Raw genomic sequence first — 21,383 nt, forward strand, 5'->3', positions numbered from 1 at the left:
CTGTCACGTCGCGGATGTACCGGTACCGGAGAACGGCGGCATACCTCATAATTCGAACCGACTGCCCTGCCGAAGAACATGGAGTGCGCGATGAGCTTTTCGTTCCGACCGACGCGTGCGGTGGTCGCCGTCGCGTTCGTCTTTCTCCTGGCGGGGTGTGGGTCGACGATCGAGGGAAACCCGGTCGCCCAGTCCGGCACCGTTCCGGCGACCGAGAGTTCGCCGAGCAGCACGTCCGAACCGCGGACCACGATGCCGCCGCTGACCGGAGTCGACGAGGGCGGTGACGTGGACATCGACGTCGAGATCGGTGACTGCGTCGAGCTGGGCGGCACCGTCCAGGACGCGACCATCGACAACGCCGAGTGTGGGTCCCAGCAGTCCAACTACAGGGTCGTCGCGAAGGTGCCGTCCGGCGATCTGTGCGGGTCCGACGTCGACCAGTACTACTACGAGACGCTCCGCGGCGTCGAGCAGGGCGCTCTGTGCCTCGACATCGACTTCGTCGTCGGTGGATGCATGGATATGGGAACCCCGGACCCCACCCGCATCGACTGCACCGAGAGCGGGATCGAGCCCGTCAAGGTCATCGACGTTCTGCAGGGCACGTCCGATGTGGACGCGTGTCCAGACCCCGCCAACTCCGGGTACACGCACGACGAGCGCAACTTCGTGGTGTGCGTCGAGGAGTTGTGACCGTTCCTCTGAAGACCGCGCGCGGCCGCTGGATCGTCGCCGCCACGGTCCTCGGATCCTCGCTCGCGATGCTCGACGCCACCGTCGTCAACATTGCGCTGCCCGACATCGGGACCGACCTCGACGCGCAGGTACAGGGTCTGCAGTGGACGCTGAGCGGATACACGCTGACGCTCGCCGCGTTCATCCTTCTCGGCGGATCGCTGGGTGACCGGTTCGGTCGTCGACGCATATTCGTGCTCGGAACGGTGTGGTTCACGGCCGCGTCTCTGCTGTGCGGGCTCGCTCCGGACATCGACATCCTGATCGCTGCCCGCGTCCTGCAGGGCGTCGGCGCTGCGCTCCTCACGCCGGGAAGCCTGGCGCTGATCTCGGCGTCCATCGATCCCGAGGATCGAGGAGCGGCGATCGGCCTGTGGTCCGGCCTCGGCGGCGTCGCGTCGGCGGCCGGCCCGCTGCTCGGTGGGTGGCTCGTCGAGATCGCCGGGTGGCGAACGGTGTTTCTGATCAACGTTCCGCTCGCGATCGCGGTGGTGTTCGTCGCCGCACGTCACGTTCCGGAGAGTCTCGACCCGCACGCACCGCGCAAGCTCGACTTCGCGGGCGCCGCCGTCGGCGCGGTGGCCCTTGCGGGTCTGACGTACGGGCTGATCGAAACATTGCTCGCCCCGGCCGTGGTCGGCCTGATTGCCCTGGTTCTGTTCGTCTGGCTCGAGCGCCGCAGCGACCATCCACTCGTGCCGCCGACGCTCTTCTCGTCCCGTGTGTTCGTGGCCGCCAATCTCGTGACGTTCGCGGTGTACGCGGCGCTCGGCGGGGTGTTCTTCCTGCTGCTTCTGCAGTTGCAGATCGTGGTCGGCTTCTCGCCGCTCGCGGCAGGATTGTCGACGTTGCCGATCACCGCGTTGATGCTGGTGCTGTCCTCTCGCGCCGGCGCCATTGCGTCGCGGATCGGACCGCGGCTTCCGTTGACCATCGGGCCACTGGTCGCCGCGGTGGGACTCGTGCTGATGACGCGTATCGGGTCGGGCGGGTCGTACATCGGCACGGTCCTGCCCGCTGTGGTCGTCTTCGGTCTGGGGCTGTCGATCCTCGTCGCCCCGCTGACCACCGCGGTACTCGCGGCAGCACCGGCCGAGCACGCCGGAACAGCGTCCGGGGTCAACAACGCCGTCGCCCGCACGTCACAGCTGCTGGCCGTCGCGGCGTTGCCGGCTCTGGCAGGGATCGCCGGGGCCGACTACGACCGGCCGAACGTGTTCGACGCCGGCTTCACCGTGTCGATGCTGATCTGTGCGGGGTTGCTGCTGATCGGGGCCGCGATCGCAGCGATCATGATTCGATCGCCGCGACCGGTTACCGCGTCGGGGGCCCATTGCGACGTGGGCGGGCCACCACTCACCCGCTGATCACTCTGCGAGACGGACGATGCTCACTCTGCGAGACAGACAATTCCTGGATCCGCCCGAAGATTCGCCAGAGCACTGCGAATGCGTGACTTCATGGTGGACACCGGAATTCCCATGCGATCGGCGGCCTCGGCGTAGGTGAGCCCTTCGAAGAAGGCCATGAACAGGCATTCCCGCTGCCGGAGCGACAGACCGCTGAGCGCACTCATGACCGGTCGCCGGTCCAGGAAATTCGCCGACGCGTCGTTCGGTGCACCCAGCGCGTCGTCGAGCATGGCGTACCGGGATTCACGGTCGGACCGAGACTGTTCGGACCGAACTCGGTCGATGGCCCGGCGATGCGCCATGGTGATCAGCCACGCACTGGGAGACCCACTGGCGCGTGAGAACGACGGCGCCTTCTGCCAGACCTCGAGGTAGACGTCCTGGACGCACTCCTCCGTGAACCCGCGATCACGCAGAACGCGGAGAACCGCGCCGTAGACGCGGGAGGAGGTGGCGTCGTAGAACTGAGCAAAGGCCTCACGGTCACCGCGCCCGATAGCTTCGAGCAGACTGGACAGTTCGGCCACGGAGTACTGCATTCGACCATCGATGGTCGAGTCACGTTGTGCGAGTGACGAATTCATAGCAGGTACCTCGATTCACGACCCTACTGATGTATTGGTCGATTACCCGATCGTGCCAGCGCTACCCGTCGGTACCGCATCGCCTGTGTCGCGATACGGTCACTGGTGGATAACGGATTGGTAACGAGGTTTTCGGACCTCAGTCGATTCGCCGGACCACGCCGACAGGGGTCGCCCGGAACCGGTCTAGGGTTTTCTCCCATGAGCGAAGGTGCAGAGAACGACATCAAGCCACGCAGTCGCGACGTCACCGACGGACTGGAGAAAACCGCTGCTCGCGGCATGCTTCGCGCCGTCGGGATGGGCGACGCCGACTGGGGCAAGTCGCAGATCGGTGTCGCGTCGTCCTGGAACGAGATCACCCCGTGCAACCTTTCCCTCGACCGTCTCGCGAAGGCGGTCAAGGAAGGCGTCCACACGGGCGGTGGTTACCCGCTCGAATTCGGCACCATCTCCGTTTCCGACGGCATCTCCATGGGCCACGAGGGCATGCACTTCTCGCTGGTCTCGCGTGAGGTCATCGCCGACAGCGTCGAGACGGTCATCAGCGCGGAGCGTCTCGACGGCTCCGTTCTTCTCGCGGGCTGCGACAAGTCACTGCCCGGCATGCTGATGGCGGCGGCGCGACTCGACCTCGCGAGCGTCTTCCTCTACGCCGGATCGACCCTGCCGGGATTTGCAACTCTGTCCGACGGCAGCGAGCACCAGGTCACGATCATCGATGCGTTCGAGGCAGTCGGCGCCTGCTCGCGCGGACTGATGTCCCGCGAGGACGTCGACACCATCGAACGCGCCATCTGTCCCGGCGAAGGCGCCTGCGGCGGTATGTACACCGCCAACACCATGGCCAGCGCCGCCGAAGCGATGGGAATGTCGCTCCCCGGTAGCGCCGCACCGCCGGCACCGGACAAGCGGCGCGACGGATTCGCGCGCGCCAGCGGCGAGGCCGTCGTCGAGTTGCTCCGCCGGGGCATCACCACCCGCGACATCATGACGAAGGAAGCCTTCGAGAACGCCATCGCCGTCGTCATGGCGTTCGGCGGTTCCACCAACGCCGTGCTGCATCTGCTCGCGATCGCCTACGAAGCCCACGTCGAACTGACGCTCGACGACTTCGTCCGCGTCGGGGCGCGTGTGCCGCACCTCGCCGACGTCAAGCCCTTCGGCAAGCACGTCATGACCGACGTCGACCGCATCGGCGGCGTTCCCGTGATCATGAAGGCGCTGCTGGACGCAGGCCTGCTCCACGGCGACTGCCTGACCGTCACCGGCAAGACCGTGGCGGAGAACCTCGCCGACATCGCGCCGCCCGACCCCGACGGCCTGGTGCTGCGCGCAATGAAGGAGCCGATCCATCCCACCGGCGGCATCACGATCCTGAAGGGCTCGCTCGCGCCGGGCGGCGCCGTCGTGAAGTCCGCCGGATTCGACTCCGACGTCTTCGAGGGCACCGCGCGGGTGTTCGAGCGCGAGCGCGCCGCCATGGACGCACTCGAAGACGGCACCATCACCGCCGGCGACGTCGTCGTCATCCGGTACGAGGGACCCAAGGGCGGGCCCGGTATGCGCGAGATGCTCGCCATCACCGGCGCCATCAAGGGCGCCGGCCTGGGCAAGGACGTCCTCCTCATGACCGACGGACGCTTCTCGGGCGGCACCACCGGCCTCTGCGTGGGACACATCGCCCCCGAAGCGGTCGACGGCGGACCCATCGCATTCGTGAAGGACGGCGACCGAATTCGCCTCGACGTGGCCAAGGGCACCCTCGACGTGCTGATCGACGATGCGGAGTTCGAGAGCCGCAAGCAGGGTTGGGAACCCGCGCCCCCGCGCTACACCCGCGGCGTGCTGGCGAAGTACTCGAAGCTGGTGGGCTCGGCCTCGCAAGGCGCCGTCTGCGGCTAGCTGTAACCGACCGGCCTTCTACAGGGGCATGGCCCACGCCGAGCTCGACCGTTCGTCCGTCTCGGTGGACGAACGGTCACCGGCCGCGGCGAACTGGTAGATGTTCGGCTGCGGCGCAACGGCTTTCGGCCACGGCGCCGGCCGCAGCAGTGGGCGTTCGGCGAGGAACTGCACGGCGTGGAGCTCGTTCTCGGCGGTCTTGCGTCGGGCACGGGCCACGTCGCCCAGGGCCAGCCGGAGGAGGTTCAGCTGTCCTGTGTCGCTCAGCGCTTCTTCCTCCGCGATCGCCGCCTCCAGCTTGGAGACCTTCGCGGCCAGCTGGTAGATGTTCGGTCGCGCTTCCGCCGACGAGTCGGTGACCGAACTCGTCTGCAGCACAGCGGAAGTCGAGGGCGCGGACGGTTGTTCGAGCAGATGCTCGAGTTCGGCGACCTCGCGGGCAGCGTCGTCCGACACTCTCTTTCGGCCGGGCAGCAGCAACCAGACCACGACCGCGCCGACCCCGAAGACGATCGCGGCGATGGTCGACGTATGGACGACCGCTCGGTTGAACGCCTCGATCGCGTTGGCTTCGAGGGTGTTCGCATACCCGGCAAGTAATCCGTTCCGGCGCATGATGTCCGAGACGATCACCGCACCCGCCACCGAGTCGCCGGACGCCTCGATCGCCTGGGCGGCCTGCGCCGTCGGCTGACCGTCGGCACCCCTGCCCGGAAAGCCGGTCAGAAAATCTGCGATGCCGGCGTGGTACGACGTCGCGAGAACCGAACCCAGAATGGCGATTCCGAAGGATCCGCCGAGCTCGAGCGCGGTGTCGTTCAACCCGCCGGCCACGCCGAGCTTGTTCTCCTGGAACTCGCCCATGATGGCGTCGGTACACGGCGACACGGCAAGGCCGATTCCGAGACCCAGCATGGTCAGCGCCGGGATGAAGTCGACAAACGTTGCGCCGGTGTCGATTCGGAGCATCGACGCCACGGCGAGCGTCCCCACGAGCATGCCCGCCGTGACGGTGTACCGCATACCGAGCTTGGGGGTGAGCCACTGTGTCATTGCCGAGCCGACGAACACCGCGCCGGCGAGCGGCAGCAGGTGCACGCCGGTGGCCACCGGGCCGTAGCCGAGAACGAACTGAAGGTATTGCGCCACATAGTAGATGGCGCCGAACGTGACCAGGAAGAACAACAGCACCGCAAGCGTCGCGCCGCTCAGCACGCGCGAGGCGAACGCGCGCACGTCGAGAAGCGGCGACGGATGCCACAGTTCCCACGCGACGAAGCCGGCGATACCGGCGGCGCCGACCACCGCGAACAATCGAGGTCCGTCGTCCCAGCCGGAGTGCATCCCTTCGATGATCGCGTAGACGAGCGATGCGACACCGACGACCGACAGCAGCCCGCCCAGCCAGTCGATCCGGCCGGGATCGGCAGCACGCGAGGGTGGCACCAGCACGATGGCAGCGACGATCGCACAGACCGTGATGGGCACGTTGATGAGGAAACTCGAACCCCACCAATAGCTTTCGAGAAGCCACCCGGCCAGCAGCGGGCCCGCAGCGATGGCGAGGCCGGACGTCGCCGCCCAGATCGTGACGGCGGTGGCGCGTTCGTTCTTGGGGAACGTCGCGACGAGTAGCGACAGTGTGGCGGGCATGACGATTGCCGCCGCCACCCCCATCACCACGCGTGCCGCGATCACGCCGACGGTGGCGTCGGTCATCGCACCCGCGATCGAGCCTGCCGTGAAGGTCGCTAGTCCCAGCAGCAGCGAGCCCCGCCGGGAGTATCGGTCTCCGATGACGCCGAACAGCAGCATCAGCGCGGCGTACGGCACGGTATAGCCGTCGATGACCCACTGCAGATCGGCACTCGAGAGTTGTAGGTCCATCGTCATCGCCGGCGCTGCCACCAGCAGCGACGTGTTCGCCATGACGACGACGAGCAGGCTCAGGCACAGAACCCCCAGTGCCGCCCAACGTTTCGCGTACGGCCTCGGCATTTCCTGGACAGGCGTCATCGCGAGCAGAGTCATGTGTGTCCCCCCGATTGGAACTGCTTGCGACACACCGCGAGCAGTGCAGAGAAGCCTAGAAAGGCTGCTTTACAATCTGCAATTCTTTGTGTCCGTCGTTACACGCCGGACCGTCGCAGTTGGGTTCGACCACCAAAACGGTTGGTGCGCAGTGGAGATGATCCCAAGCGACGGTGCGGTGAGCCGCTTCCGCCGAAAAACGGACCATCGAGGCCGGAAACCCGTCGAGACCCCTTCGTGACATTATCGTGATCTTCACGTTATCTCGGCGAGTGTTGCTCGACGCCTCCACGGGGAACACTGCGTTCAGGAGGTCGTCAGCAGGCTTAATGGTTCCTGCACGCCGACCGACGAAGCGGCAGCAGCCCTGTTGTCGTGTCAGCGCACGCGAAAGGTTCTTCGATGTCTCTCTCGACCAGAATGATCGGCGGTATCGGGGTAGTGGGAACGGCTATCGCACTCGCCGTGATTGCACCCGGCGCCGCTTCGGCCGCACCCACCACCTGCTTGAGCCCCGCCGGCGCTCCGGCCCGCACGCTCACCGACGCCCTCTCGGGCTGCAACAGCATCAGCGACGCCACCAGCGCCGCAGCAGCGTACGGATACAACGGAACGGGCGACGCCGCCGCCGACCTGAACGCACTGGCCCTGGCCCTCGGCTTCACCGGCGGCGACGCATCCGCCACCGGCAGCAACGGTGCAGCGCCGGCCGCGATCGCCTACGGCATCGACTCCGTCGCCACGGCAACCGGCACGGCCCCCGGCCTGTCCATCGCCATCGCCGCCCCCGGCTCCACCGTGAGCATCAGCGACCTCGGCGCCGTCTGCGACGGCCCCGGCTTCGCGGGCAGCCTCGTCACCCTGCAGGCCTGCTTGGGCTGACACGCCACACCCACGAAAATGGCCGCCGTCCGAGAGGACGGCGGCCATCTTTCTGTCCGTGTGCTTACGGGATCGGCGCGAAGCCTGTTCCCACTCCGCCACCGCGGTTGATGTCGTCGAGAACTGCCCCGATGTCGGTCCCCACCTCGGGACCGATGCACGAGAACGGTCCGAGGTAGGCGTTGACCATGCCGACCAGCGTGGTCCCGGCCAGCACCGGGCCACCGGAATCGCCCTGCACGACGCAGATCTGCGTGTACGTCTTGTTGTTCTGGAAGAACTGTCCGTACGTGATTCCGCAGGTGGTGCCGGTGGTGCGGCCTTCCTTGCACATCACGCCGGGGAACGTCGCGGGCGAACCGAGACCGGTGATGGTGGCGTTGCCGACCCGATTGGTCGGGGCCACGCGGCTCGGGTCGAACTGAATGACCGCGTAGTCGAGGCCGGGAACCGACGAGACGATGCGGCCCACGACGCCCGAATCGGGCGAGTACTCGGCTCCCACGAGGTCACCGGGGACGCCGCAGTGACCGGCCGTCAAACCGACCAGCCGCCCACCGGCGTCGTAACCGATGGTCGTGAGCGTGCATTCGAACTTTCCCTTGCCGGTGGAGTCCGCGGTCATGATTCCGGAGCCGCCCCCCAGCACGGCCACGGGCACGGCCGACGCGGTCCCCACGCCCACGCCTGCCATCACGGCAGCGATCGTGGCCACGACAAATACAAGTCTTTTCAAGTCTGTTCCCTCCGAAGGTGAGCTCACAGTAGCAAGGCGACCTGCCGGCGTCAGCGTCCTTCGAGGCGAGCCAGTGCTGCCCGCGCCGATTCGAGCTCGTCGCTGAGCTCGGCAATCCGGCGTTGGGCGGCCGCGCGTGCCGATTCGATGACCTCGTCCACCGCCGCGGCGACGGCCGGGTCACCCAGCTCCTTCATCGCGCGCGCGACCAGCTCGGCGGCGACCTCCGCAGGCTTTCCCTGCCGCTTCGCCCCGCTCGACACCGCCACCGTCCAAGTGTTGTCGGCACCGGACGCGATGGTGACGCTCACGGCTGTGGGCTGCGCCGCGGGGCGACGTGTGGGACGACGTGTGGGCTTCGGTCGAACCGCAGGGGGTTCGACCGAAGCATCCTCCACCGCGGCGGGAGTGGACACCACCGCGGTGAGTTTCGGGGCTGCAGGCGTGACGCGTTTCGTCGCTGCAGGCTTCTTCACGGCAGCTTCCGTCGGCGCAGCCATCCTGGTCAGCCGTAGTTCGTCCGCTTTGAACGGCAGCTGATCGTCCACACCCTTGGGCCGCACCGTCAGCGTCGTGCCGTCCACCGAGACCACCCGCGCGGACGCGCCGGCCTCGAGTCCGAGTGAGGGCGTCGGCTCGCGCAGGTAGACCGTTGCCCGACGACCTTCGGCGAGGGCCGCGGTGATGGAGTTCAGGTCGTCGACGGTGAGGACGTCGGCGGTGGGTCGAGATCTGCGCGCGCGGGACGGTGCGGTCATGGCCCCAGCTTCGCACATGTGTGCGACACATCGTGTGACCCGGCCGTCGATCGACTGGTCACGTTGCGGCAGTGCTCACACGTTGCAACCGGTGTGGATTGCGGGAAGGTGCCCAGTCGCGCCGCCCGGTCGCCCCACCCGGTCGCCCCACCCAGTCGCGCCACCCAGCCGAGCCGCTGGAAGTTCAGGGGACCCGCGTCGCGCCGCCCGGTCGGGGGGCTAGGCGAACGCGACACGGATCCGATCATGGAGTCGTCGCCCACCGTCTATGTGTTACTGCCTTAATTCATTCGAATGATTGCAGTGACGACGCCCAACCCCTGGATCGACCGGTGCTCGGAAAGTGGCACCGAGGTACAGGTCCCGGGCGTAGCGTTGCCGCCACCAGTCCCGGCGGAAAGCGACACATCCATGTCTCAACTCGATTCACGCCGCGCCTCGACGGGGAGCGGCTCCCGGGTCTATCTGATCGACGCGGTGTCGGACCTCGACGTCCAGGCCGCCAACCAGTGGATCGACGATCAGACCGAAGACTCCGAGCACCGCCCGAAGTCGGTCGTGATGTCCACCGACGGGCTTGCCGAATTCGCCGACGCCGCCGCAGACGCCGACCCGCTCGTGGTTCCGCTGCGCGTCTCGCATCGATCTCCGAACCAGCAGCTGGCACTGAGCCGGCGCGTCGTGTCCCGGCTGAGCAAGTCGGTGCTTCGCTGGGCTCCCGCGCAGGACGCCGATTCGTGGACCATCGTCGTCGGCGAACCGGCCACCCTGTCCGATCTTCGCGAACGGTTCGACGACACCGGCGGTCGCTCGCTGCCCTCCTTCATCGCGCGGCAGGCGAGCCTGGCTCTGGACCGCGCCGAGCGCGAGGTCATCGGCTCCGAGTACAAGGTGCCGCGGTTCGTCGTCGAAGAGATGACCGACCGGGCGTCGTTCCGCACCGACCTCGCCGAGCTGGCGAAGTCCGCCGAGCAGCCAGTCGACGACGTGGAGAAACGCGTCCACGAGATCCTCGACGAGATGGTCGCGACGGAGAACCACCGGGCCGTCGACCTGTGGGGGCAGCTGGGCAAGTACTTCTCGCGTGCGTACAACGTCGAGGTCGACAAGTCCGGTCTGCAGGCCGTGCGGGACCTGAACAAGACGCATCCGCTGGTGTTCCTGCCCAACCACCGGTCCTACCTGGACCCGTTGGTGCTGCGGCCGGCTCTCCTCAAGGAGGGCTTTCCGATGAACCACGTGATGGGAGGGATCAATGTCGGCTTCTGGCCGATCGGACCCCTCGCCAAGCGCAGTGGTGTCGTGCTGATTCAGCGCAAGTTCTCCGACGAGATCTACAAGTGGACTCTGCGCCAGTACATGAGCTTCCTGCTGAGCAAGAAGTTCAACCTCGAGTGGTACATCGAGGGTGGCCGTTCCCGGACCGGCAAGCTGCGCCCTCCCCGGTTCGGTCTGCTGACCTACCTCTTCGACGCGCTCGAGCACAGCGCCGCGTCCGACGCGTACCTGGTGCCCACCTCCATCACGTACGACCGGCTGCACGAGGTCTCGACCATGGCCGAGGAGATGCACGGAGCGCAGAAGCAGGCCGAGGGCATCCGTATGGCCATCGGATACATCCGCGCGCAGGGCAAGATCCGCGGCACGGTGTACCTCTCCTTCGGTACCCCGATGTCGGTGCGTTCGTTCCTCGACGCCAACGAGGACAAGCGCGTGGCGGTGCAGAAGGCCGCCCTCGCCGTCTCGCACTCGATCAACGAAGCCACGCCGGTGACTCCCGCGGCGCTCGTGGCGATGGCCATGCTGGGTATCGAGGACCGGGCGCTCAACGTCAACGAAATGTGGTCGATCATCGCGCCGCTCGCGAAATACATTCGCGATCGTGGACTTCCGACGGCGGGCGGCATCGACCTGCAGGACGTCGACGTGATGACCACCGCGATCCGGGCTCAGGTGGCGGCCGGTGTGGTCAAGCGTTTCGACCTGGGTCCGGAACCGCTGTTCCACCTGGCTCAGGACAAGCACCTGGTGCTGGCGTTCTTCCGCAACAACGCGATTCACTTCTTCGTGATGCGCGCGATCGGCGAACTGGTGGTGCTGCGCACGAAGGATTGCCCCACCGGTGTGGTCGCGGCGGAGGATCTGTGGAAGTCCGCTCTCGAGCTTCGCGACCTCCTCAAGTTCGAGTTCTTCTTCGGGGACAAGCACGAGTTCGGTCAGCGCCTCGAGGCCGAGGTGGACCTGATCGATCCGCAGTGGCGCACGGCCATCTCCGAGCCGACGTACGCGGTCAAGTCGCTAGAGAGTCAGCCGTTCCATCTGGCTCATCGCGTCCTGCAGCCGATCTTCGAGGCCTATCAGGTTGTGGCCGAACAGCTTCTGATGCTCGTACCGGGACGCGAGTTCGACAAGCCGGCGTTCCTGAACGAGTGCCTGGGAGCGGCGCAGGCCAAGCGATTGCGGCAGCAGCTCGAACACAGTGACGCCATCTCGAACGAATTGTTCGACACGGCACTGCAATTGGCCGACAACCGAGATCTTCTCGACTCCGACTCCGCGGGCGTGACCTTGCGTAGGCGCGATTTCGCGGCCGAGATAGCGTCGTGGGCGCGCGTGTCGGGACAGATTCGCGTGATGGCACACATGGCACTGGACAAGGTCGACGCCGACGTGGCTCGTCGACGAGGGGAGAATTCATGATCACGTTGCCCGCACTCCTGGAGCAGATCGCAGACGCTCCGCAGGGACCCGGCACCGTGGCATTCTTCGACTTCGACGGAACCGTCATCGACGGTTTCTCGGCCGGTGCGATCTTCAAGGAGCGCCTGCGCCGGCTCGACGTCAACGTCGTCGAACTGTGGGACATCACGAGCGCCGTCCTCGAGATGCGCATACGCAACTCGACCGTCGACAACCTGATGGACAAGGCCGTACGCGCGCTCGAGGGCAAGACGCACGAGGAGTTGCTCGAGCAGGCCCAGATGCTGTTCCGCTCGGAGATCGCGGCGATGATCTTCCCGCAGATTCGGTCGATCATCCACGCGCACAAGGAAGCCGGTCACCGCGTCGTCATGTCGACGTCGGCCACTCCGTATCAAGCCGTCCCGGTGTGCGAGGACCTCGGGTTCGACGATCTGATCTGCACGATCCCGACGGTCGACGCGTCGGGCGTGCTGACCGGCGAGCTCGACGGCTCGTCCCTGTGGGGCCCGCGCAAGGCGCAAGCGATCATGGACTGGGCCGACGACCACGACGTCGACATCGACGGGTGCTTCGGTTACTCCAACGGTTTCGAGGACGTACCGATGCTCGAGACGGTCGGAACACCGATCGCGCTCAATCCCGACAACGACCTCGAACGCGAAGCGCGCGAACGCCGTTGGCCGACGTTGCACCTCACCAAGCCTCAACGCGGAGCCGACGTGGTGTCGACCGTACGCACGATGACGGCCCTGGGTTCGGTGATGGCCAGCGCGGGAGTCGGTGCCGCACTGGGCATCCTGGGTCGCAACCGGCGCACCGGGGCCAACGTGACCAATGCGATGGCACCTGCGCTCGCACTGGCCATCATGGGTATCAAGGTCGAGGTGGAGGGCGAGGAGAACCTCTGGACCCACCGCCCCGCCGTGTTCATGTTCAACCACCAGAGCACGATGGACGCCATCGTGGTCTCGGGCATCATCAGGCGCGACGTCACCGCGATCGCCAAGAAGGAATTGAGCCGCGATCCTCGGTTCGCGCTGCTGGGTGCGGTGTTCGACGTGGCCTACGTGGACCGGTCGAACAGCAAGGCCGCCCGGCAGGCGATGCAGCCGGCCATCGACAAGCTGCACAGCGGTGTGTCCGTCGCGATCGCCCCGGAGGGCACCCGGATGCCGACGGCTCGTCTCGGCAAGTTCAAGAAGGGCGGCTTCCACCTCGCCATGGAGGCCAAGGTTCCCATCGTTCCGATCGTTCTGCACGACACCGGCGCGGTGATGTGGAAGTCCTCCTTCACCGCCCATTCCGGCAGCGTCCGGGTGACCGTCGGCGAACCCATCCCCACGGCCGACTGGGATCCGGCAAAGCTCGACGAGTACGTCGACGACGTCCGCTCCTTCTTCGACAGAACGCTGGGCAATGTCTGAGTTCGCCGAACTGGCTCGATCCGAGATCGACGCCAAGCTTCTCGGCGGCGACGTCCGGTACACCCGCACGCAGGTCGCCGAGGCGGTCGGAATCGACCTCGCGCGGGCGCAGCAACTGTGGGTGGCCATGGGCTTCCCGATCAACCCCGACCAGAACGCGGTCATGTTCACCGACGCCGACATCGACGCGCTGAAGTCGATCACCGGACTCGTCGACGCCGGCATCATCGAGCCGGCCATGGAAGTTGCGATCGCGCGCACCCTCGGTCAGTCGATGTCGCGCCTGGCGGAATGGCAGATCGGCGTCGTCAACAACTACGTGGCCAAGCAACTCGAGGAGATGCCGTCCTCGACGGACGCGGACGCCATCCGCAGAGATGCGCGCGAACTGGCCGCGAAGACGGTGCCCACCATCGAGTCGCTCCAGAACTACGCGTGGCGTCGACACCTCGCCGCCGTCGCCGGACGTGCGCTGGCAACCGACAGCGAGGGCGAGCCGAGCTCGGTCACGTGCGTCGGATTCGCCGACATGGTCGGCTACACCAGCCTCACTCGCCGGCTCGGGGTCGACGAGCTGACGTCGCTGCTCGAGGAGTTCGAGAGCGTCACCACCGACGTCATCGCGCGGGGGCACGGATCGGTGATCAAGAACGTGGGCGACGAGGTGATGTTCCAGACGTCGTCGCCGGCGGACGCCGCCCGCATCGCGCTGCAGCTGCACGAGGCCTTCAGCGAGCGGGAGGACGTTCCCGATCTGCGCGTGGGCATCGCGCTGGGCCCGGTTCTCGCGCGCTTCGGCGACGTGTACGGCTCGGTGGTCAACATCGCGGCCCGCCTGACCAGCGTCGCGCATCCGGGGACGGTGCTGATCGACTCCGAGATGGCCGACGCCCTGGCCGACGACGACTCGTTCCGCCTGAAATCGGTCCGACCGTTCCGTGTTCGGGGCTACCGCAGGCTTCGGCCCTACTCGTTGCGGTGGCAGAAAGTACACGGAAACGACGACGACGGCGACGTGAGATCCGTCTCCCAGAAAAAGTCGTAACGACCAGTAACACTCCGCAACGCAGCAGCGACATGCCTTGTGACACGAGGAGTGAATATGAGTCTTCTGATGCACACGACGGCACCGTCGAAGGTCACCACCGCACCGGCGGAAGCAGAGTTGCCGACCACCGAAGCCGAACTCGACGCGCTTCAGACCGAGATCGAGAACATCGACGCGGACATCCAGGCTGCAGTCCAGCGCCGGACCGAGCTGGTCGCTCGCATCGGCCGCACGCAGGCCTCGTCGACCCGTGAACTCGAAGTTCTCGACCACTTCTCCGAGCTCGGCCAGGAAGGCCGCACCCTCGGAATGCTGATGCTCCGCATCGGCCGCGGCCGCCAGGGCAAGTAAGCCCCCTCCCGCCGTAACCTCTCGACAGCAGTTACTTCACGACGAAGGGGACGTCCCACTGGGGCGTCCCCTTTGTCGTGTCCCCGCTCCGGTGTCCCCGCTCCGTTGACCTAGAGTGACCGCCGGGGGGTAGAGATGACTTTGTTCGCAGTGCTGGACCGTCTGCTGGCCGGCCGGGTGCCCGTGAGTCCACCGGACAACCCCTACGAGTCGATCCTCCCCACCCCGATATCCGACGACGACTTCTTCCTCACGCCTCCCGGAATCGACGATCTCGCGCCCGGCGACGTCATTCGCCGACGCATCACGCACGGCCTGATTCCCCGACCACGGACGCTGTTGCACCAGTTCATGGTGCGGTCGATCGACGCACGCGGACTCCCCGCCGGGGTCACCGCATCGCTCCTGATTCCGAAGCGGCCGTGGACCGGCTCCGGGCAGCGGCCCGTCGTCGTGCACAACGTGGCCATCGATTCTCTCGGGGCCACCAGCACTCCGTCGTACCGTCTCGTGCACGGCGTGGGCGCCGATCTACCGCCGGTCATGCCGGTGTGGCTGGCCCGGGGATACGCCGTGTTGGTCCCCGATCATCAAGGTCCCCGCATGTCGTACGCCGAAGGGACGATGGCCGGGCACGCCGTCCTCGACGCGATCCGCGGGATGAAGGTCGTGGCGCCAGAACTCGCGGACAGTCCGATGGTGGCCTACGGATACAGCGGTGGCGCCATCGCGACCACCTGGACCGCCCAGCTGCAGCCGACGTACGCCCCCGACGTCACGCTGGCGGGTGCCGTCTGCGGCGGCACTCCCACCGACTTCTCCCTGCTCCTCGAGACGATGAACGGCACCATCGCCGCCGGTCTGCTGGGCGCGGCCAGCATGGGCCTCGCACGCGAGCATCCGGAGATGGTGGAGTTGTTCGGGCCGAAGGCGTTGCTGTTGGCGTCGTGGGTGAAGGACATGTCCGTCGTCCCGCTGGCCCTCGGCGGCTTGTTGCGGATGCGACTCGAGGACCTGACGAACGAGCCGAACCCGTTCGAAACCGACATCGCCCGCCGCGTCATCGAGGCCAACCGGCCCGGCGCCGCGGCTCCGGAAGCACCCGTGGCGTTCTTCCACGGCTCGGCCAGCAAACTGATCGGTGATCGCTTCATTCCCGAAGCGGGCGTGACCACCCTGATCGACCAGTGGCGGGCTCTCGGTGCGGATGTGCACTACGAACCGGTCGTCGGCGATCACTTCATCGGCGCGCTGACCGGGCTGCCCTTCGTGATGCGCTGGACCGCAAGACAATTCGCCGTCAACGGCTCGCGTTAGGGCGCCTGCCACCGAGTTCGCCGTGGTAGGTCTCCATGGCGCCGATCATCGCGGCGAACACTCGGTGCGCCGCCGCGAGGTCGCTGTCCGGTAGGTCGGCCATGGCCTCGCGGGTGTGCACGCCGAGTGGAGTGAAGAACTCGCGAGCCACTTCCATGCCCGGATCGTCGTAGCGCAGGATGACGCGTCGACGATCCGACTCGTCGGGTTCACGCTTGATGTGCCCGGAGGTGATCATGCGTTCCACGAGGTAGGTCATCGCCGCGGACGAGAGGCCGAGTGCCTGCCCGAGCTCGCCGGGAGTCGACGGGCGCCCGGACATGTCGCTGACCATGATGTGCAGCAGAGCTCGAAAGTCGTTGGGCCCGAGGCTGTGCTGCTGAGCGAAGATCCGCGAGATCTTGTCCGACGCCGCGGACAGCGCACGTATGTCCGAAGCCATCTGCGACTCCAGTTCACGACGCTGCTGACCTTCCGACATGGCTCGAAGGGTACTCCATCAATCTCTCAGTTGCTTAATGATTAAGTATCTGAAATTATAGTCCTCATGAACGAGACCTCGCGTTGGGACGGTGTGGCCGCTCTCGTCACCGGACGCCGCTCGTGGGCGATCGCCGTGGCGGTACTCGTACTGTCCGCCGCACTGATGGGCCTCGTCGGCAGCAACGACTCCGCCGGCCAGTCGCCCACATCCCTTCCCCCGTCGTCGGAATCGGCTGCCGTGCAGTCGATTCTCGGTGAATTTCCCGACTCGGACACTGCGCCGGTCATCCTGGTCGTGACCCGAGACGACGGCGCACCGCTGTCACCGGCCGACCTCGACGCGACCGCACAGGCTGGTGCCCGGATGGCGTCGACAGTCGATGCGCCGGCCGCTCCCCCCACCGTCGTACCGGCGGTGCCGTCACCCGACGGTCTCGCCGCCATCGTTCCCGTGCAGATCGATTCCTCCCTGTCCGGCTTCGACCTGAACGACACCGTGGCCTCGCTACGCACCGCCGCAGCCGACGGCCTGCCCTCCGGCCTCGTCGCGCAGGTCACCGGCGGTCCGGCGTTCGGCGCGGACATCGCCAATTCCTTTGCCGGGGCCGACTTCCGGCTGCTCGCCGTGACCGCGGCCGTGGTGGCGCTGCTGTTGATCGTCACCTACCGCTCGCCCATACTCTGGCTGGTCCCGCTGCTCGTGGTCGGATTCGCCGACCGCGTCGCCAGTTCGGTCGGAACCGGTGTCGCGGAGCTCACCGGCCTGACGTTCGACGGCTCCACCTCGGGCATCACCAGCGTTCTCGTCTTCGGTGCCGGCACCAACTACGCGCTCCTGCTCATATCGCGCTACCGCGAGGAGCTCACCAAGGAGTCCGACCACCGCCTGGCTCTGAGACACGCTGTGCGGCAGTCGGGTCCAGCCATTCTGGCGAGCAACGTCACCGTGGTTCTCGCGTTGCTCTCGCTGGTGCTCGGCATTCTGCCCAGCACTCGCAGCCTGGGAGCCCTGGCCGCCGCCGGACTGATCGTCGCGGCCGTGTTCGTGCTTCTCGTTCTTCCCCCAGCGCTCGCACTGTGTGGCCGAAAGGTGTTCTGGCCGTTCGTCCCCACGGTCACCCGCAGCGACGTCGACCACCGCGGCGTCTGGTATCGCATCGCAGCTGCAGTGGCCCGCACCCCGGGTCGAGTCGCGGTGATCTCGGTGGGCGTCCTGGTGGTCTGCGCCGTCGGCGTCCTCGGGACCGGCATCGGCCTCTCTCAGACCGATCAGTTCCGGGTCAGCGCCGAATCGGTGGACGGATTCGACGCACTGGCCCAACACTTTCCGGCCGGATCGTCCGACCCGACGGTGGTCGTCGCACGCAGCGCCGACGCCGACGCGATCACCCGTGCGATCGACGGGACCGCCGGCGTCGATTCGTCGACGGAGGTGGCCCGGTCCGACTCCGGACTGACCCGCTGGTCGGTGGTCCTGACGTCCAGTCCGGGCTCCGAGGCTGCGTTCGACACGATCGCCTCGCTGCGGACGGCGGTCCAGGGGGTTCCGGCCGCGAACGCGCTCGTGGGCGGCAGCGACGCGCAGGCGTACGACATCAGTACCGCCGCCGCTCGTGACCGTCTCCTGCTGATCCCGATCGTGCTCGTCATCGTCCTCGCGGTCCTGCTGGTCCTGCTGAGAGCCGTTGTGGCGCCGCTGGTTCTGATCGCTGCCACGGTGCTGAGCGCCCTCGCCGCGCTGGGCGTCGGCAGCTGGGTCAGCGAGCACCTGTTCGGATTCCCCGCGCTGGACGACAACGTGCCACTCTTCGCGTTCCTCTTCCTGGTGGCACTCGGCGTGGACTACACGATCTTCCTGATCACCCGAGCACGCGAAGAGACGCCCGCACACGGAACCCGCGCCGGTATCGTTCGAGCGGTGGGGGCGACGGGCGGCGTGATCACCAGTGCAGGTGTCGTACTGGCGGCGGTGTTCTGCGTGCTCGGAGTCCTTCCGCTGATCACCCTGACCCAGCTCGGCATCATCGTGTGCCTGGGCATCCTGCTCGACACGTTCGTCGTCCGAACCGTGGTCATCCCCGCTCTGTTCACCCTGATCGGCCCCCGAGTCTGGCGGCCCGGACCCCTTGCCATCGAAACAGCCCCTGCCACCGAAGAACTACCACTCAAGGAGAATCACTGATGTCCCTGCGTTCCATCACCTCTCGCGTCGCGATCGCCGGAGCGATCATGGCGGGCGCCGTGTTCGGCTCCGTCGCACCGGCCGGCGCCGCCCCGTTGTGGGAGCCCCTGGCGCCGATCCAGAAGCTCGACGTCGACCGTTACCAGGGCGACTGGTGGCAGCTCGCAGCCGTTCCGCAGCCGTTCAACCTCAACTGCGCCAAGGACACCAAGGCCAACTACCAGCGCATCGACGCGACCAACGTTCGCGTGCAGAACACCTGCACCACGTGGTCGGGTGGGCAGAACCTCATCGTCGGCAACGCCCGGGTCAACGACCCCGTCACCACGGCCGCGCTGCACGTGAGCTTCCCCAGCGTTCCCACGCAGGACAACCCGGAGGGTCCCACCAACTACATCGTCACCTACATTGCCGACGACTACTCGTGGGCACTCGTCGGAGATCCGTTCCGCACCTCCGGATTCGTGCTGTCGCGCTCCCCGCAGGCCACACCCGATCAGTGGCGCGAGATTCGACGCGTCGTCGAGCAGCGTGGTTACAACGCGTGCCTGGTGCTCACGTCGCCGACCACAGCCGGATCCCCGGACATCCGTCCGCTGTGCACGGTCTAGAGCAGACCGGCGTAGAAGTCGAGGTGTCGCGCCGCGGCGTCGTCCCAGCTCAGGGACGACGCCAGCGCGACACCCGCGGATCGACGCTCGTTCGGATCGGCTATCGCGTCGGCCAGGCGGTCGGCTGTCTCCTGGTGAGTCGACGCATACTGAACCGTGTCTCCGAACACCTCGTGGAAGACCGGTAGATCACGGGTGACGACGGGTGTTCCCGCCGCCAGGGCCTCCATGGCCGCCAGCCCGAAACCTTCCTTCGTCGAGAGGAACGCGAACACCGACGCGGCCGCGACCAGAGACGGCAGTTCGTCGTTGTCCACGGGCCCGAGAACCTCGGGCGTGACCGCCAACTCGGACAGTCGGGCATCGAACTCGGCTCGGTAGCCGCGGTAGTCGAACAACGTCTCCCCTCCCGCGAACACGAGCGAGACGTCGGGCATCCGTTTCTGCAGCAGCGCATAGGATTCCAGGAGATCGAGGCTCCCCTTGCGTGGTTCGATACCGCCGACGGCGAGAACGTAGGTTCCGAATCGCTCACGCCACCGCTCGACGTCCACGCCCGGCACGGTCGAAAACCTCTGTGCGTCCACACCGTTCGGTATCACCGTCGGTTCGTACCCCCAGCCCGCGTGCACCTCGTCGGCGACGGCACGTGAGACGCAGATCCGGGCGAACGGTTCGACGATCGCCTTCTCGTGGCACGCGGCGAGCGCGGGCGTGGTGAACTGCTCGAGATGGTGGATGGTCCGAACGCACTGTCCGACAGCGTTGGCCGAGATGCAGTCCTGAGCGTGCACGATGTCGGCCCCGGACCGATCGAACGCCGCCGCCATCGTTGCGATGGACCTCAGAATTCGATCGCTCACCGACTCGTCGTCGATCGCGGGAAACGAAACGAGCCGAACCGTGACCGCGGGATCGACCGGCCGATAGAAACCTTCGTCTCCACCGCGGGCCAACGACCACAGCGTCACCTCGCATCCGGCGCGCGCGAGCGCTTCGGCGAGTTCGACGGTGTGCACGACGCCGCCGCGCGGCTTGGTGGAGTAGGTCAACAGCGAAACACGCACGGACTCAGTTCCTTCCGATGCGATACGAGTCGGTTCGCATCTCCTCGAGATGACGCAGCACCCGCCGCGCGCGGTCCACTTCGGCGTCGATGTCGATGTCGCACACGGCAAGTCCGCCCTTGGCCCAGGTCTTGGACAGCACGTCCCCGCCCGGCCCCACCACCTTGGCCTGGCCGAGGAACCGAAGCGATCCCATCACGCCGGTCTGGTTGGAGGAGACCAGCACCACCTGGTTCTCCGCCGCGCGAGCCGCGTCGTACAGATCGAACAACCGCGACTGGCGATCGTTCGGCAGTCGGGACGCCCGGTCGGTGACGCTCGCCGGCCACGCCGACAGCGCGGCGATCACTCGGGCACCGTCCAGCGCCAACGTGCGCGCGGCCTCGGGAAACGTCTTGTCGTAGTCGATCAGCATGCCCATCCGACCCACCGGAGTGTCGAACGCGTCGAACGTGTCACCCGCCGCGTAGGCGAGAGACTCCCCGGCCGGTTGGTGCACCTTGCGGTGGCGCCCGAGCACTCCGTCACCCGTCACGCACACCGCGGAGTTGAAATGCAGCCCGTTGGAGGCCGCCTCGGTGTATCCGACGCACACCGTCATCGACCCTGCCGCAGCGATGACGGCGCCGATCTCGGGACCGTCCGGATCGATCGCGGGCGGAAGCTCGTACTTGTCGGGCGCACGGAGATCGCCGATGTATCCGCCCAGCGACGCGTCCGGCAGCACCAACAGGTCGATACCGTCGCGGTGCGCACCCTCGATGATGCCGACGATCTTCGCCACCGCCCGGTCGACGTCTCTCCCGAAGTGGGCTGCGAGTGCGGCTACTCGGATGGGCGCCATTGCGTCAGCCTAACCGGTCATCTCCGTCACGGTCACCGATACCGACTCCGATCCCGGCGAGACGAACTTCTTTGCTGCACTCTCGATCTCGTGAAGCGTGGCCGCGGCGGAGCTGCAGGCGAAGCCGTACTTGGCGCGTACGCGGTCGCTCGCCTCGGTCAGGGCCGCTCGACTGCGTTCCACGAAATCCGGTATCGTGTAGTCCGATCCGGGTGTCAGGTAGTCGTGCATCACCAGCGACGGCGAGTAGCAACGCTGAGTCGACCCGTCCGGCCAACGAACCGTGAACGTCATCTCGGGCATCGGC

General features: G+C 66.8%; 19 protein-coding genes. 11 read left to right on the top strand and 8 right to left on the bottom strand.

Annotated elements, in window-relative coordinates; all coding sequences use genetic code 11:
* Window positions 1–90: 90 nt before the first annotated feature.
* Both lppU and AC59JP_RS21315 read left to right on the top strand, forming a co-directional pair.
* On the top strand, window positions 91–696 hold the full coding sequence (lppU, locus tag AC59JP_RS21310) for an LppU family putative lipoprotein (RefSeq protein WP_497327829.1): 606 nt from the start codon (window positions 91–93) through the stop codon (window positions 694–696).
* On the top strand, window positions 693–2,105 hold the full coding sequence (locus AC59JP_RS21315; protein WP_497327830.1) for an MFS transporter: 1,413 nt from the start codon (window positions 693–695) through the stop codon (window positions 2,103–2,105). Before lppU ends, AC59JP_RS21315 begins: the two co-directional genes overlap by 4 nt.
* 23 nt (window positions 2,106–2,128) lie before the next feature.
* On the opposite strand, the gene AC59JP_RS21320 is transcribed toward AC59JP_RS21315, so the two are convergent.
* Window positions 2,129–2,734, bottom strand: coding sequence for a sigma-70 family RNA polymerase sigma factor (locus tag AC59JP_RS21320; protein ID WP_497327831.1), 606 nt, complete (start codon window positions 2,732–2,734; stop codon window positions 2,129–2,131).
* Window positions 2,735–2,935: 201 nt separating this feature from the next.
* Here AC59JP_RS21320 and ilvD point away from each other — a divergent pair, with 201 nt between their 5' ends.
* Window positions 2,936–4,639: a dihydroxy-acid dehydratase gene (gene ilvD, locus AC59JP_RS21325; RefSeq protein WP_497327832.1), complete on the top strand. Its 1,704-nt coding sequence runs from the start codon at window positions 2,936–2,938 to the stop codon at window positions 4,637–4,639.
* An 18-nt stretch (window positions 4,640–4,657) separates the two neighbouring features.
* Here ilvD and AC59JP_RS21330 read toward each other — a convergent pair whose 3' ends face one another.
* Window positions 4,658–6,670, bottom strand: a complete 2,013-nt coding sequence (locus AC59JP_RS21330; protein WP_497327833.1) for an MFS transporter — start codon at window positions 6,668–6,670, stop codon at window positions 4,658–4,660.
* Window positions 6,671–7,072: 402 nt separating this feature from the next.
* Here AC59JP_RS21330 and AC59JP_RS21335 point away from each other — a divergent pair, with 402 nt between their 5' ends.
* Entirely contained in the window at window positions 7,073–7,552 is a 480-nt protein-coding gene (locus AC59JP_RS21335) for a DUF6764 family protein (protein ID WP_497327834.1), read from the top strand.
* Window positions 7,553–7,616: 64 nt separating this feature from the next.
* Here the strand turns inward: AC59JP_RS21335 and AC59JP_RS21340 are convergent, their stop codons facing one another.
* Together AC59JP_RS21340 and AC59JP_RS21345 are read right to left on the bottom strand one after the other, a co-directional pair.
* On the bottom strand, window positions 7,617–8,246 hold the full coding sequence (locus AC59JP_RS21340; RefSeq protein ID WP_497327930.1) for a chymotrypsin family serine protease: 630 nt from the start codon (window positions 8,244–8,246) through the stop codon (window positions 7,617–7,619).
* A 92-nt stretch (window positions 8,247–8,338) separates the two neighbouring features.
* Window positions 8,339–9,046 carry a DUF6319 family protein gene (locus AC59JP_RS21345; protein WP_497327835.1) on the bottom strand — a complete coding sequence of 236 codons (708 nt, stop codon included), beginning with the start codon at window positions 9,044–9,046 and terminating at the stop codon, window positions 8,339–8,341.
* 411 nt (window positions 9,047–9,457) lie between these two features.
* On the opposite strand from AC59JP_RS21345, the gene AC59JP_RS21350 reads away from it, so the two are divergent.
* The 5 genes from AC59JP_RS21350 (at window position 9,458) to AC59JP_RS21370 (ending at window position 15,889) form a co-directional block, all read left to right on the top strand.
* Window positions 9,458–11,746, top strand: a complete 2,289-nt coding sequence (locus AC59JP_RS21350) for a glycerol-3-phosphate 1-O-acyltransferase (protein ID WP_497327836.1) — start codon at window positions 9,458–9,460, stop codon at window positions 11,744–11,746.
* Window positions 11,743–13,173 carry an HAD-IB family hydrolase gene (locus tag AC59JP_RS21355; protein ID WP_497327837.1) on the top strand — a complete coding sequence of 477 codons (1,431 nt, stop codon included), beginning with the start codon at window positions 11,743–11,745 and terminating at the stop codon, window positions 13,171–13,173. Before AC59JP_RS21350 ends, AC59JP_RS21355 begins: the two co-directional genes overlap by 4 nt.
* Window positions 13,166–14,218, top strand: coding sequence for an adenylate/guanylate cyclase domain-containing protein (locus AC59JP_RS21360; protein ID WP_497327838.1), 1,053 nt, complete (start codon window positions 13,166–13,168; stop codon window positions 14,216–14,218). Before AC59JP_RS21355 ends, AC59JP_RS21360 begins: the two co-directional genes overlap by 8 nt.
* Before the next feature lie 57 nt (window positions 14,219–14,275).
* The gene (locus AC59JP_RS21365) at window positions 14,276–14,572 is read left to right on the top strand and encodes a chorismate mutase family protein (protein ID WP_497327839.1); all 297 of its coding nucleotides are present in this window, start codon (window positions 14,276–14,278) and stop codon (window positions 14,570–14,572) included.
* 135 nt (window positions 14,573–14,707) lie between these two features.
* Complete coding sequence (locus tag AC59JP_RS21370; protein ID WP_497327840.1) at window positions 14,708–15,889, top strand: lipase family protein; 1,182 nt, start codon at window positions 14,708–14,710, stop codon at window positions 15,887–15,889.
* Here the strand turns inward: AC59JP_RS21370 and AC59JP_RS21375 are convergent.
* Entirely contained in the window at window positions 15,873–16,370 is a 498-nt protein-coding gene (locus AC59JP_RS21375) for a MarR family winged helix-turn-helix transcriptional regulator (RefSeq protein ID WP_497327841.1), read from the bottom strand. The two genes, AC59JP_RS21370 and AC59JP_RS21375, sit on opposite strands and share 17 nt — an antisense overlap.
* Before the next feature lie 66 nt (window positions 16,371–16,436).
* Here AC59JP_RS21375 and AC59JP_RS21380 point away from each other — a divergent pair, with 66 nt between their 5' ends.
* On the top strand, window positions 16,437–18,554 hold the full coding sequence (locus AC59JP_RS21380; RefSeq protein ID WP_497327842.1) for an MMPL family transporter: 2,118 nt from the start codon (window positions 16,437–16,439) through the stop codon (window positions 18,552–18,554).
* Window positions 18,554–19,165 carry a lipocalin family protein gene (locus tag AC59JP_RS21385; RefSeq protein WP_497327843.1) on the top strand — a complete coding sequence of 204 codons (612 nt, stop codon included), beginning with the start codon at window positions 18,554–18,556 and terminating at the stop codon, window positions 19,163–19,165. The genes AC59JP_RS21380 and AC59JP_RS21385 overlap by 1 nt, the downstream gene beginning before the upstream one ends.
* Here AC59JP_RS21385 and AC59JP_RS21390 read toward each other — a convergent pair.
* From AC59JP_RS21390 to AC59JP_RS21400, 3 genes are read right to left on the bottom strand one after another with little or no spacing between them, the layout of a single operon-like run.
* A complete protein-coding gene (locus AC59JP_RS21390) occupies window positions 19,162–20,232 on the bottom strand; it encodes an MSMEG_0565 family glycosyltransferase (protein WP_497327844.1) in 1,071 nt (356 codons plus the stop codon). The genes AC59JP_RS21385 and AC59JP_RS21390 overlap by 4 nt on opposite strands.
* Window positions 20,233–20,236: 4 nt before the next feature.
* On the bottom strand, window positions 20,237–21,076 hold the full coding sequence (locus AC59JP_RS21395; protein WP_497327845.1) for a carbon-nitrogen hydrolase family protein: 840 nt from the start codon (window positions 21,074–21,076) through the stop codon (window positions 20,237–20,239).
* A gap of 9 nt (window positions 21,077–21,085) precedes the next feature.
* Window positions 21,086–21,379 carry an MSMEG_0570 family nitrogen starvation response protein gene (locus tag AC59JP_RS21400; protein ID WP_497327846.1) on the bottom strand — a complete coding sequence of 98 codons (294 nt, stop codon included), beginning with the start codon at window positions 21,377–21,379 and terminating at the stop codon, window positions 21,086–21,088.
* Window positions 21,380–21,383 lie beyond the last annotated feature (4 nt).

The organism is Rhodococcus sp. 320_ES, assembly GCF_059691855.1.

Coding starts and splice junctions, on each gene's coding strand:
- ilvD (WP_497327832.1), top strand. CDS start 2,936: ATGAGCGAAGGTGCAGAGAACGACATCAAGCCACGCAGTCGCGACGTC.
- AC59JP_RS21330 (WP_497327833.1), bottom strand. CDS start 6,670: ATGACTCTGCTCGCGATGACGCCTGTCCAGGAAATGCCGAGGCCGTAC.
- AC59JP_RS21345 (WP_497327835.1), bottom strand. CDS start 9,046: ATGACCGCACCGTCCCGCGCGCGCAGATCTCGACCCACCGCCGACGTC.
- AC59JP_RS21365 (WP_497327839.1), top strand. CDS start 14,276: ATGAGTCTTCTGATGCACACGACGGCACCGTCGAAGGTCACCACCGCA.
- lppU (WP_497327829.1), top strand. CDS start 91: ATGAGCTTTTCGTTCCGACCGACGCGTGCGGTGGTCGCCGTCGCGTTC.
- AC59JP_RS21380 (WP_497327842.1), top strand. CDS start 16,437: ATGAACGAGACCTCGCGTTGGGACGGTGTGGCCGCTCTCGTCACCGGA.
- AC59JP_RS21360 (WP_497327838.1), top strand. CDS start 13,166: ATGTCTGAGTTCGCCGAACTGGCTCGATCCGAGATCGACGCCAAGCTT.
- AC59JP_RS21355 (WP_497327837.1), top strand. CDS start 11,743: ATGATCACGTTGCCCGCACTCCTGGAGCAGATCGCAGACGCTCCGCAG.
- AC59JP_RS21395 (WP_497327845.1), bottom strand. CDS start 21,076: ATGGCGCCCATCCGAGTAGCCGCACTCGCAGCCCACTTCGGGAGAGAC.
- AC59JP_RS21370 (WP_497327840.1), top strand. CDS start 14,708: ATGACTTTGTTCGCAGTGCTGGACCGTCTGCTGGCCGGCCGGGTGCCC.
- AC59JP_RS21375 (WP_497327841.1), bottom strand. CDS start 16,370: ATGTCGGAAGGTCAGCAGCGTCGTGAACTGGAGTCGCAGATGGCTTCG.
- AC59JP_RS21400 (WP_497327846.1), bottom strand. CDS start 21,379: ATGCCCGAGATGACGTTCACGGTTCGTTGGCCGGACGGGTCGACTCAG.
- AC59JP_RS21340 (WP_497327930.1), bottom strand. CDS start 8,246: ATGGCAGGCGTGGGCGTGGGGACCGCGTCGGCCGTGCCCGTGGCCGTG.
- AC59JP_RS21335 (WP_497327834.1), top strand. CDS start 7,073: ATGTCTCTCTCGACCAGAATGATCGGCGGTATCGGGGTAGTGGGAACG.
- AC59JP_RS21350 (WP_497327836.1), top strand. CDS start 9,458: ATGTCTCAACTCGATTCACGCCGCGCCTCGACGGGGAGCGGCTCCCGG.
- AC59JP_RS21385 (WP_497327843.1), top strand. CDS start 18,554: ATGTCCCTGCGTTCCATCACCTCTCGCGTCGCGATCGCCGGAGCGATC.
- AC59JP_RS21320 (WP_497327831.1), bottom strand. CDS start 2,734: ATGAATTCGTCACTCGCACAACGTGACTCGACCATCGATGGTCGAATG.